This window comes from Halolamina rubra (genome assembly GCF_000739555.1).
Classification (GTDB): Archaea; Halobacteriota; Halobacteria; order Halobacteriales; family Haloferacaceae; genus Halolamina; species Halolamina rubra.
This window is the reverse complement of record NZ_BBJN01000023.1, coordinates 12,149-22,760: the sequence shown is the minus strand read 5'-3', so window position 1 is coordinate 22,760 and position 10,612 is coordinate 12,149. Positions and strand designations below refer to the sequence as shown.

At 68.4% G+C, this 10,612-nt stretch carries 11 protein-coding genes and 1 tRNA gene; 7 read left to right on the top strand and 5 right to left on the bottom strand.

Going from position 1 to position 10,612, the window contains the following annotated elements; genetic code table 11:
* The first annotated feature begins 49 nt into the window (after positions 1 to 49).
* Together ACP95_RS06735 and ACP95_RS06730 are read left to right on the top strand one after the other, a co-directional pair.
* Positions 50 to 640, top strand: coding sequence for an AsnC family transcriptional regulator (locus ACP95_RS06735; RefSeq protein ID WP_049980471.1), 591 nt, complete (start codon positions 50 to 52; stop codon positions 638 to 640).
* A gap of 178 nt (positions 641 to 818) precedes the next feature.
* On the top strand, positions 819 to 1,844 hold the full coding sequence (locus ACP95_RS06730) for a right-handed parallel beta-helix repeat-containing protein (protein ID WP_049980470.1): 1,026 nt from the start codon (positions 819 to 821) through the stop codon (positions 1,842 to 1,844).
* A gap of 224 nt (positions 1,845 to 2,068) precedes the next feature.
* Here the strand turns inward: ACP95_RS06730 and ACP95_RS06725 are convergent.
* Together ACP95_RS06725 and ACP95_RS06720 are read right to left on the bottom strand one after the other, a co-directional pair.
* Positions 2,069 to 2,141 (bottom strand) — tRNA-Arg (locus ACP95_RS06725).
* A 45-nt stretch (positions 2,142 to 2,186) separates the two neighbouring features.
* Positions 2,187 to 2,462, bottom strand: coding sequence for a Sec-independent protein translocase subunit TatA/TatB (locus ACP95_RS06720; protein ID WP_049980469.1), 276 nt, complete (start codon positions 2,460 to 2,462; stop codon positions 2,187 to 2,189).
* Between the two features lie 105 nt (positions 2,463 to 2,567).
* Here ACP95_RS06720 and ACP95_RS06715 point away from each other — a divergent pair, with 105 nt between their 5' ends.
* Both ACP95_RS06715 and ACP95_RS06710 read left to right on the top strand, forming a co-directional pair.
* The gene (locus tag ACP95_RS06715) at positions 2,568 to 3,041 is read left to right on the top strand and encodes a redoxin domain-containing protein (RefSeq protein WP_049980517.1); all 474 of its coding nucleotides are present in this window, start codon (positions 2,568 to 2,570) and stop codon (positions 3,039 to 3,041) included.
* Positions 3,042 to 3,086: 45 nt separating this feature from the next.
* Positions 3,087 to 3,887, top strand: a complete 801-nt coding sequence (locus ACP95_RS06710; protein WP_049980468.1) for an HD domain-containing protein — start codon at positions 3,087 to 3,089, stop codon at positions 3,885 to 3,887.
* A gap of 37 nt (positions 3,888 to 3,924) precedes the next feature.
* Here the strand turns inward: ACP95_RS06710 and ACP95_RS06705 are convergent, their stop codons facing one another.
* Positions 3,925 to 5,538 carry a BCCT family transporter gene (locus ACP95_RS06705; RefSeq protein ID WP_049980467.1) on the bottom strand — a complete coding sequence of 538 codons (1,614 nt, stop codon included), beginning with the start codon at positions 5,536 to 5,538 and terminating at the stop codon, positions 3,925 to 3,927.
* A 244-nt stretch (positions 5,539 to 5,782) separates the two neighbouring features.
* Here ACP95_RS06705 and ACP95_RS06700 point away from each other — a divergent pair, with 244 nt between their 5' ends.
* Positions 5,783 to 7,084 carry an MFS transporter gene (locus ACP95_RS06700; RefSeq protein WP_049980466.1) on the top strand — a complete coding sequence of 434 codons (1,302 nt, stop codon included), beginning with the start codon at positions 5,783 to 5,785 and terminating at the stop codon, positions 7,082 to 7,084.
* Between the two features lie 12 nt (positions 7,085 to 7,096).
* Here ACP95_RS06700 and ACP95_RS06695 read toward each other — a convergent pair whose 3' ends face one another.
* The gene (locus tag ACP95_RS06695) at positions 7,097 to 7,600 is read right to left on the bottom strand and encodes a DUF5797 family protein (RefSeq protein WP_049980465.1); all 504 of its coding nucleotides are present in this window, start codon (positions 7,598 to 7,600) and stop codon (positions 7,097 to 7,099) included.
* 93 nt (positions 7,601 to 7,693) lie between these two features.
* On the opposite strand from ACP95_RS06695, the gene ACP95_RS06690 reads away from it, so the two are divergent.
* A complete protein-coding gene (locus ACP95_RS06690) occupies positions 7,694 to 8,329 on the top strand; it encodes a uracil-DNA glycosylase family protein (protein ID WP_049980464.1) in 636 nt (211 codons plus the stop codon).
* On the opposite strand, the gene ACP95_RS06685 is transcribed toward ACP95_RS06690, so the two are convergent.
* Positions 8,330 to 9,493 carry a DnaJ domain-containing protein gene (locus ACP95_RS06685; protein WP_049980463.1) on the bottom strand — a complete coding sequence of 388 codons (1,164 nt, stop codon included), beginning with the start codon at positions 9,491 to 9,493 and terminating at the stop codon, positions 8,330 to 8,332.
* Between the two features lie 124 nt (positions 9,494 to 9,617).
* Here ACP95_RS06685 and ACP95_RS06680 point away from each other — a divergent pair, with 124 nt between their 5' ends.
* Positions 9,618 to 10,592 carry an MBL fold metallo-hydrolase gene (locus tag ACP95_RS06680; RefSeq protein ID WP_049980462.1) on the top strand — a complete coding sequence of 325 codons (975 nt, stop codon included), beginning with the start codon at positions 9,618 to 9,620 and terminating at the stop codon, positions 10,590 to 10,592.
* Positions 10,593 to 10,612 lie beyond the last annotated feature (20 nt).

The window sequence follows — 10,612 nt, the reverse complement described above, 5'->3', positions numbered from 1 at the left end:
GGAGAACGGGCCACGGAAGCCATATCCTTCCGGTCGCCCTACCTGGGGTATGCGCGACCTCGACGAGACGGACCTCCGGATCATCGAACTGCTCGCGGCGGACGCCCGCCGACCGTACAGCGATATCGGGGAGGAGGTGGGGCTCTCGGGCCCGGCGGTGTCGGACCGCGTCACGCGCCTGCAGGACGCCGGCGTCCTGAAGCGGTTCACCGTCGACGTGGACCGCTCGCAGCTGCGCGCCGGCGTCCCGGTGTTCGTCCGCCTCGCCGTCGACGACGGGCTGGCGGCGCTCCGCGACCGCGTCTCGGCGGCCAGCGCCGTCGAGCACCTGTTCGTGACCGCCGACGAGGAGCTGCTGTTCTACGGCCGCGCGCAGGCCGACGGCGTCCGCGACTGGCTGGCGGAGCTGATCGGCGACGCCGACGTGCGCGAGCGGGAGGTCTCGGTCGTCGACGACGTGGAGTGGGCGCCCGCGCTCGGCGGCGTCGAGTTCGCGCTCACCTGCGCCGAGTGCGGCAACACGGTCGACAGCGAGGGCGAAAGCGAACGGCTCGGCGGCGACGTGTACCACTTCTGCTGCCCCTCGTGTCGCTCCCGGTTCGTCGAACGCTACGAGCGGATGGAGGAAGGAGCCGACTGACCGGCCCCGACGGCGACCGCTTCCCTCCGAGAGGAGTCAGCCGGTGGGGTGGCCCGGTTATTGCCGTATTTTGACTGTTTTTGCCTACCGGTTGTTCTCCGTGTTCGACCCTTTCAGTAGTGGTTTCTCCTCAAACAAATTAGCTATTTAACATTCTGTCGCGATCGTTGCAGACGGGATGAAGCGACGATCGTTCATCGGCACGACGCTGGGAGTAGCGGGACTCAGTGCAGTGGGTGCATCCACGGCGATAGCGAAGGGACCGGGAAAGGGGAAGGGTAGCGGCACCGACGACCCCGAACTCGTCAACGCGGAACTGACCGATGACGGCGCCCTCGTCGCCACCGACGACGAGTTCGTGATCGCCGGGCAGGAGATCGAGATCGACGGGCAGGAGCTCTACGACGGCGCCGAAGGCGCGTACGCCGTCTACAACGACGGCTACTCCGGCGTGATCTCGAACAACGAGATCTCGGTCGAGAGTATGACCGACAGTCCCACCTTCGGGATCCGGGTGGAGGGCGGCGACGTGGACGTCACGGGCAACGCCGTCGACGGCGACGACGCGCTCGGTCGGCAGTTCCTCTCTGTCGCCGTCGGCGGCGGCGCCGCCGGGCGCGTCGAGTCGAACACGCTCGACGGCGGGCACAGGGTCGGCATCCTCGCCGAGGGCGCCGGGACGACCGTCTCGATCCGGGACAACGAGGTCACCGGTCTGGGGCCGAAATCCGACGGCTGGGCCGAGAACGGGATCCAGGTCGGGGATGGCGCGACCGCCCAAGTGCGGGGCAACACGGTCGCCGACCACTGGTGGGACCTGGACAACTTCCAGTCCTCGGGGATCATCCTCTACCAACCCGGCGACGGCGTACAGATCCAGCGGAACACCGTCCGGAACAACGACGCCGGCGTCGCCCTGTGGGGCGGGAACGAGCACAACGCGATCCACAACACCGTCGAAGTGACCGACGACGACCCGGGGGAGAACGATGTAGCCCACTACGGGTTCTTGGCCCTAGAGACCGTCAACAGCGGGATCCGGCAGAACACGATCCGCGCGGAAGACGGCGATATCGGCGTTCTCGTCTACACCTCGGCCGAGAACACCAAACTGATCGGGAACGAGGTCTCCGGGTTCGCCGACGCGATCGCGGACGAGGGCGCGGACACCAAGCTCCCGAAACCGTTCGATCCCGACGCCTGATCGGCGTGGCGGGATTCGAACCACGAGAACTCGCTACGCTCGTTCTCTGGGCCGCGAATCCCACACGCGACGTTCTCGGTCTCACTTCGTTCGACACGAGAACGGGCGTGGCGGGATTCGAACCACGGTCGGACGTGCTCGCTCGCGTCCGCTCGCTGCGCGCGACCTCCCTGCTTCGGAATCCCACCGAGCCGTTTTCACGGCTCACTCCGTTCGCCGGAAAACGGGCGTGGTGGGATTCGAACCCACGATCGAGGAGTTAGGAACCCCTCGCCCTGTCCGCTAGGCCACACGCCCCAGCAGCCGCTACCGGGTCGGGGGACAAAAGAACACGCTTCCGCGCTACTCGGTCGTCGAACTCTCGGTCTCCGCGTCCTCCTCCTCGTCGGTCGTCGTCGACGTCGTCGTCGTGTCCTCCGAATCCGGCCCCTCCTTCATCTCTTCGAGCTCCTCGTTCAGCTCCTGGCGGCCCTTCTGGAACTCACCCATCGCCTGCCCGGTCGATCGAGCGAGCTTCGGGATCTTGTTCGCGCCGAACAGCAACACGAGTACGAGGAGGATGATGATGAGCTCCGGTCCCCCGGGGATCGGTACCTGAAGCGGCGCAGTCTGGAACATCTCTATGCGGATGTACCTCACAATCGACTATAGGCCTTTTGGAACTACGGACCCCGGGAGAGCCCTTTTCCCGCGGCCGAACGACGCAGCCACATGGACGACAGCGTGCCCGCAGTCGGTACCGACGCCCCCACGTTCAGCGCACCCGTCGCCGACGACGACGGCATCACCCCCCGGAGCCTCGAGGCGTATCTGGGCGAGACTCCGACGGTGCTGGCGTTCTTCCCCGCTGCCTTCTCGAGCACCTGCACGACCGAGCTCTGCACGTTCCGCGACAGCCTCGCCCCGCTGGCGACCGACGACGCGACCGTGCTGGGGATCAGCACCGACCTCCCGTGGGCCCTCGCCGAGTTCCGCGAGGCCGAGTCGCTCCCGTTCCCGCTGGTCGCCGACAACGACGGCTCGATCTGCCGGGCCTACGGCGTCGAGACGCGCTACGAACGGCTCGGCATCGACGGCGTCGCGCGCCGCTCCGTGTTCGTCGTCGACGCCGACGGCGCCGTCAGCTACCGGTGGCTGGCCGACGACCCAGGCCGGGAGCCCGACTACGAGGCCGTCGAGGCGGCCGTCGAGCACTGACACACCCGACGACCTTTTTTCCGTCCGCTTCGTCACTGTTAGCCCATGGCCAGCGACACTGCCGACTACAAGTACGACCCGGCGGGGGAGCACGCGTTCCCGGACGAGCGGCTCAACGAGGTGCTGCCCGCACTGATCGACCACCCGGAAGTCGAGGCCTACCTCGACGCCCAGAACGTCAACGCGGTCACACGGAAGGGGTACAACGACCACGGGAGCAAACACATCGAGATCGTCCGCAACCGCGCGCTCCGGCTGTACGACCTGCTGAAGGCCGGCGGCGTCGAGTTCAACGGCGCGACCGATCAGGGGCTCGACGAGGCCGACGAGCCGGTCATCGTCGCCCTCGCGGCGACGCTGCACGACATCGGCCACGTGGTCCACCGCGATGATCACGTCTACTACTCGATCCCGCTGGCCGCGGACTTCCTCGACCGCTTCCTCGACCGGTTCTACGAGATCCCCGAGCAGGTGCGGATCAAGGCCGAAGTGCTCCACGCGATCCTCTGTCACCACACCGCGGAGACGCCGCTGACCCGCGAGGCGGGCGTGATCCGCGTCGCCGACGCGCTGGACATGGAGCGGGGCCGCTCGCGCATCCCCTACGAGGAGGGCGGGCGCGGGATCAATACGCTCTCGAGTCAGGCGATCCGCGAGGTCAGCCTCCAGTCCGGCAACGGGACGCCGGTGATGGTGGAGATCGAGATGGTCAACGCTGCCGGCGTCTACCAGGTCGACAATCTGCTCAAGTCGAAGCTCCGGGAGTCGATGATCGAGGACGCGGTCCGCATCGTCGCCGTCAACACGAAGAGCGACGCCGGCCTGGTCGAACGCATCGAGCTCTGAGCGCGCGCTCGCCCCGGCGAAGGAATCGCTGCCGAGCTCAGTCGTCGGAGGTCTGCGTTGTGCCTTTCGTGTTCCACCGCGACTCTTCGAGGTGGTTCTCCGTGAGGATGGGGAACTCCCGTTCGAGCTCGACCAGCATCCCCGCCATCGCGATCGCACAGAGCACCGCCGTCGGCAGCCCGACCAGGATCGTGAACGACTGGAGCACCGGCATCCCGCCGGCGAGGCTGAGCGCGATGGTGAGCAGCACCATCATCAGGCCCCAGACGAGCCGGTTGATCGTCGACGGCGACTCCGCGCCGTTCGAGGCCATCATCGCGATGCTGAGCGTCGAGGAGTCGAGCGTCGTGATCAGGAAGCTCACCACCAGCAGGAGGAGTGTGGCCGAGAACACGCCGGGGTAGGGGAGCAGCTGTTCGAACAGCGCGAACCCGACGGCCTCCAGCCCCGAGGCGTCGTACACGCCCAGCAGGTCGGCGGCGCCGGAGGTCTGGAGCAGCAGCGCGGAGCCCCCGGTCGCGGCGTACCACGGCACCGTCAGCGCGAAGGAGCCGAACAGCCCCGCGAACACGAGCTCACGGAGCGTGCGCCCCTTCGAGATCCGGGCCATGAAGATCCCGATCATCGGCGCGAACGTGAGCCACCACGGCCAGAAGAACAGTGTCCACGAGCCGAGCCACCCCGTGGCGTCGCCGTTCGGGGCGAAGAAGAGGCTCATCCCGACGAAGTCGGTGGCGTAGCCGATCAGCGCCTGCGTCGTCAGGTTGACCAGCGTCGTCGCCTGGCCGAAGACGAAGATGGCCGCCATCAGCCCGATCAGCAGCACGACGTTGAGGTCGGCGAAGCGCTTGATACCCTTCTGGATCCCGGCGATAACCGAGAGCAGGAACAGCGCGCCGACGAGCAGGATCAGCCCGATCCGGCCCGCCTCGCCGAGGCCGACGCCCCACTTGAACGCGAGCCCGGAGGCGAACTGGCTGACCCCGAGCCCGAAGGAGACGGTGATCCCGCTGACGGTGACGACGACGGCCATCGCGTCGACCAGCTTGCCGAGCGGGCCGTCGAGGTTGTCGACGCCAACGAACGGCGCGAGGATCACCGCCGGGCGGAACGGCGCGTCCTTCCGGTAGACGAAGTAGGAGATTGCGACCGCGAACACGAGGTACGTCGCCCACGCCGAGAGCCCGTAGTGGTAGATGGCGTACTGGAGTGCGTCGGCCATCCGCGCCCACGTGCCGGCCTCGGCGCCGAAGTACGGCGGCCGGCTGTCGTAGTGGATCAGCGGCTCGACCGGCCCCCAGAACTCCAGCCCGCCCGAGGAGAGCCCCGCGGTGAACGTCATCACGAGGTACTGCCAGAACGTGAAGTCGGGTTCGGCGTCGGGGCCGCCGAGCTTGATCCGGCCCCACGGGCCGATCAGCACGTAGCCCACGAACACGAACGAGAGGAACACGACCCAGAGGTAGAGCCACCCCAGGTTCGTCACGATGAACTGGTTCGCCGTCGCGAGCGTCGACGCGACCACGTCGGAGAACGCGACGACGCCGACGATGATCGCCAGCAGCGTGCCGACCGACAGGGAGAACACGGTCACGTCCGACTTCTGCCGGAACGATGCGACTGCGTCCGTAAGTTGGGAGAGTACACTCACGAGTACGCTGTCGAACTCCGTGCTGCGGATCGTTCGACACTGTCCGCCGACGGTATCGTCGCTGATTCGTACGAACTCACGCCGATTGCGTGCATCCGGCCGGTTCCCAGTGAAGTGAGAGGGATGTATCTGTTGAAGCGGGACGATCCGCCCCAGATCCTGACAGGTCCTCTCTACCCCTGCCGGAAAAGGCTGCGGCGAAGGATTGCTTTAAGCGTCGGCCTCGTGTTCGATCCGACGAGACGTGGCCCGTTTCGGAAACTCGGTCGCCCTGCTCCGGAACCGCGAGTTCCTCTCGCTCGCGGGCACGGCGTTCGCCCGGAGCCAGGCGTACTCGACCATCATCATCGCGCTCGCCCTCTACGCCGACGCGTTCGGCACCACCGGGTTCATCGAGGGGCTGTGGGGGACCGCCTTCGCGACCGTCCAGCTGCTGATCGTGCTGCCGCTGGGACGGAAAGTCGACACCGGGAACGCGAAGCGGTGGCTGCTCGGTGGGCTGTTGATCAACGTGCTGGTGTTCGTGGGGTACATGCTGGTCTCCAGCTCCGTCGACGTGATCTTCGTCCGGATGCTGCAGGGGGTCGGCGCCAGCATCCTCTGGATCACCGGCTCCACCGTCGTGGGACAGATCTCGCCCGACGACGAGAGCGGCCGCTGGCTGGGCTCGTACAACCAGGTCGCGGCGTTCTCCTCGCTCGCGGGGGATCTGGTCGGGGGGCTCCTGCTCTCGATGTACGACCCCCTGCAGTCACGGGTCGTGTACGCGATCCTCGCGGTGGTGACGCTAGTCGCGTTCGTCCTCGTCTACACCAACCTGCGTGACGACCCCGGCGGCGGCGTCGACGACCCCGAGGCGCAGTCCGGCTTCGGCACGATCAAGAAACTGCTCAAACTCCCGATGCTGCGCTCGCTGGTGCTGTTCCGGCTCTCCTTCTCGGTGGGGAAGATGGCGGTCATCATCTTCCTCCCGATCCTGGCACGGACGGAGTTCGGGATCAACGCGTTCGCGATCGGCTGGATCCTCGCGGGCGGGAAGATCACTAAATCCCTGTTGCAGGGGTACGTGGGCGACCTCACCGACCGCATCGGCGACCGCGCGAAGTTCGTCGCCGTCGGCGCGCTGGTGTACGGGCTCGGGATCGCCCTGATCCCGCTGTCGCTGCCCGCCGAGGAGCTGATGGGGCGGTTCTACCTCGGCTACTTCGGCCACGGCCAGGAGCTCGGCGGCGGCTTCCTCGTGCTGTTTCTCGCCTACGCGGTGCTGGGCATCGGCGACTCGATCCGCCTGCCCGCGAGCATGGCGCTGTTCGTCGAGGAGGGAGAGACGTACGACTCGGTCGCGAGCGCGATGTCGCTGCGCTCGATCTCCTGGAAGATCGGGCAGACCGTCGGCCCGGTGGGGGTCGGGCTGATCAAGGACTTCGTCGGCACCGTCCAGGCGTTCCTCACGGCGTCGGTGTTCGTGCTGTTCGCGACCGGCGTGTTCTGGCTCACGCACACCCTGTCGCGATCGCCCGAGGCGGAGCCGGCGCCCGGGGATTAGTCGGGGCCCCGACTACTCGTCGATCGTCTCGACCTCGAACGCCGAGCGCTCGACGGCGAGCCGGAACGTCGGCACCGTTCGGTACTCCACCTCGACGACGTCCTTCCGCCGGAGGCTCCCCAGCGCGTCCCGGACGGACTCGACCTCGGGGTCGATATCGTACTCCGCACGGAGCTTCTGGAGCACACTTACGACACTCTCCGATCGTTCGTCCGGCCCCGCGAGCACGTCGAGGATCCGCGCGTGGAGCTGTTGGACCCGGATGCGCTCGGGGACGCCGCCGGCCTCCTCCGGCGGCACGCTCGGCTCCACGTCGACGAGGTCGACGCCCTCCTCGGTCGCCCGGATCAGGCTGTCGTCGTCGCGGTAGTAGTAGTCGCTCAACTCGTTTTCGAGATACTGGTGGACCTCGCTGCCCGACTCCATCCCCCAGCGGTCCTGTAGCTCCGAGTTCTTCGTCGGCTGGAGGGTGACGATGTCGGCGAGGCGTGATCTGGCCTCGTCGCTGAGACTCATCGGCCGAGGCTGGGGCGTCGGGGCGTATGGCTATTCCGGTCCCGTCGGGCCGGAACCACGGCAGCTAAGCCTCCCAACCCGCTACGGGGCGACGTGCGAACCGTCACCGACCGGGTCTCGAACCCCTTCGGCATGGAGCCGCCCTGCGAACGCTTCGTCCCCGGCTACGGCGACGCCAACGCCGACTTCCACGTGATCGGCGACCATCCGGGCGTCCACGGCGGCGCCGACGCCGGCGTCCCGTTCACGGGGACGCCGGCCGCCGAGCGACTCCAGGCGGCGCTCGAAACCGGTGGGCTGCTCCAGTCCGTCGGCGACGAGCCCGGGGCCGAGGGGACGTTCCTCTCCTACCTCCACATGTGCGTCCCCGAGAGCGAGGCCACCCCGACCGACGCCGAGTACGCGGAGATGGAGCGCTACTTCGACGCCGAGCTCCGGGCCATCGCCGCCCACGTGCTCCTGCCCGTCGGCGAGCGCGCGACGCGGCACGTCCTCGAGAACTACACCGCGCGAGCGCACCGAACCGACGTGGTGATGGACGAACTCCACGCGACCGAACTCCTCGGCAGCGGCTGGCTGGTGCTCCCGATCGAGGACCCGGCCGACTGGGACGACGGCGACGACGAAAAGCTGGTCGAGGGGCTACGGACGCTGCAGTCGACAGATTACCGGAGGGAGAGCGATCTCGGCCGGTTCCTCCCCGGCGGCGAGTCCTACCACGTCCGGTAGTCACCGCGTCGCCCGGAGGTACCGGCCCACGTCGACGAGGAACCCGCCGGCGCTCAGCACCGGCAGGACGAGCAGCCCCACCAGCGCCGCCGCCGTCGGAACGGCGACGACGGGCCAGACCGCCAGCGTCACCGCGGGCCCCAGCGAGGGGATCGCGTACATCCACGCGGCGCCGCGCCCGAACCGCCCGACTGTCGTCAGCACGACCAGCGGGAGGAGGACCGTCCCCGCCAACAGCACCAGCCCGAGCGTCGGCGTCCCCGCCTGGACCGCTCGCGCCGCCGTCAGCAGGTACGCCGTCGGCGACGACAGCGGGAACGGGCCCAGCAGCGTCGGCACGGGCGCCGCGATCGCGTCGGCGACGGCGCCGCGGAGGGCCGCCTGTCGCGGCATCGCGTACACCCCGAGCCCGCCGAGGTAGACGACCAGCGAGAGCGCGACGACGCCGTACCAGCGTTTCAGCCCGCGGCGGCGACGGACGCCGGCCGGGACCGTCGACGACGACGACGTCGCGGACTGCGCCGAGTTCGTCGCGGCCTCCCAGCTGCTCTCGTCCGAGCCCGTGCTCGTCGAGCTCCGGTCGGCCGACTGACTGCCGATGTCTGTGGTCCCCGAACTGGCCCCGCCGGCCGTCGACGCCTCGCTGGCCGAACCGTCGTTTCCCGCGTTTCCGTAGCCGCTGCGGCTGCTCGACGAGCGGTCAGTGTCCGTGTCGGAGCCGGTCCGCGTTTCGGATCGGGAGCCGCTCGACCGGCCGGTCGTCGACGCGCCGGTCGTCGAGCTGGACGCGCTCGTCGACGACGTGCTGCTCGTCGAACTGGTGGTTCTGCCCGTCGCGGACGACGTGCTCGTCCCCGACGATCCCGAATCGTCCGCAGACACGTCGTCGGGCAGGTCCTCGTCGGGGAACACGGCGATCGGCGGGAGCTCGTCGAGGTTCCGCTCGACGTACTCGCGGTGACCCAGCCGGTCGTACGTCTTGCGCTCCGCCGGGTTCGAGAGCACGTCGTGTGCGGTCCGGACGAGTTTGAACTGTGCGTCGCTGTCCGGGTGGTCGTTCACGTCGGGGTGGTACTCCCGGACGCGATCCCGGTAGGCGCGTTTGATCTCTTCGGCGGCGGCGTCGTCGGATGCGCCGAGAACGTCGTAGAGGTCCGCCGGCATGGTTTCCGTTACACCCAGTCCGTGTTTGAATCTACCGCCCGACGGTCGACGCGGCTCTCGCCGACGCGTCACCCGGTCGCGCCGAATTGGGAACCCTCTTTGGCGGCCGCCGACCAGTGCGGCTATGGAGCGTATTCGGCTCGGGAACACCGTTTTCGAAGGGGAGAACAACGTCTACCTTCTGCAGGGCGACGAGACGGTTCTCGTCGACGCCGGCGTCGCGACGGATCCGACCCGCGAGGAGTTCGTCGACGGACTGGCGTCGTTCGGCGTCACGCCCGCGGACGTCGACCGCGTGTTCCTGACCCACTGGCACTACGACCACGCCGGGCTGGCGGGGATGATCCAGCAGGCCGGCGGCGCGACCGTCCACGTGCACGAGGCCGACGCGTCGCTCGTCTCCGGGGCGGAGGCGTCGCTGATCGAGGACAAAGCGCTACAGCAGGAGACGTTCGAGGCGTGGCAGCTCCCCGACGGCCCGCGTGAGGAACTGCTCTCCTTCCTCGAGGGCCACGCGGAACTCGCGGGCGACGACGTCGACGTGACGCCGTTTACCGGCGGCGACCGGTTCACGGTGAACGGGCTCGAGCTCGAAGCCGTCCACCTGCCCGGCCACTCCGCCGGCCTCTCGGCGTTCGCGTTCGAGGACGACGGCGAGCGCCAGGCGTTCGTCGGGGACGCCATCCTGCCGAAGTACACGCCCAACGTCGGCGGCGCCGACGTGCGGGTGGCGTCGCCGCTGGCGAAGTACGTCGACAGCCTCGTCGAAGTCGTCGAGCGCGACTGGGACCGCGCGCTGCCGGGCCACCGCGACCCGATCGAGGCGCCCGCCGACCGCGCGCGGGAGATCATCCACCACCACCAGGAGCGGACCGAGCGCGTCGTCGACGTGCTCGACCGCCACGGGGCCTGTGACGTGTGGACGGTGAGCCACCACCTGTTCGGCGAGCTGGACACGATCCACATCCTGCACGGGCCGGGCGAGGCGTTCGCCCACCTCGACCACCTCGAGCGGCACGGCGTCGTCGAGCGCGAGGCGACGACGTACCGCCTCGCCGTCGACGAGCCGGAGATCGAGGCGCTGTTCCCCGACCCCTAACCGTTCCGGCGGGGTTCTGG

What these genes read in the sequence shown, in the direction of transcription:
- ACP95_RS06735 (WP_049980471.1), top strand. Translation starts at nt 50, where the DNA reads ATGCGCGACCTCGACGAGACGGACCTCCGGATCATCGAACTGCTCGCG.
- ACP95_RS06730 (WP_049980470.1), top strand. Translation starts at nt 819, where the DNA reads ATGAAGCGACGATCGTTCATCGGCACGACGCTGGGAGTAGCGGGACTC.
- ACP95_RS06720 (WP_049980469.1), bottom strand. Translation starts at nt 2,462, where the DNA reads ATGTTCCAGACTGCGCCGCTTCAGGTACCGATCCCCGGGGGACCGGAG.
- ACP95_RS06710 (WP_049980468.1), top strand. Translation starts at nt 3,087, where the DNA reads ATGGCCAGCGACACTGCCGACTACAAGTACGACCCGGCGGGGGAGCAC.
- ACP95_RS06695 (WP_049980465.1), bottom strand. Translation starts at nt 7,600, where the DNA reads ATGAGTCTCAGCGACGAGGCCAGATCACGCCTCGCCGACATCGTCACC.
- ACP95_RS06685 (WP_049980463.1), bottom strand. Translation starts at nt 9,493, where the DNA reads ATGCCGGCGGACCTCTACGACGTTCTCGGCGCATCCGACGACGCCGCC.
- ACP95_RS06680 (WP_049980462.1), top strand. Translation starts at nt 9,618, where the DNA reads ATGGAGCGTATTCGGCTCGGGAACACCGTTTTCGAAGGGGAGAACAAC.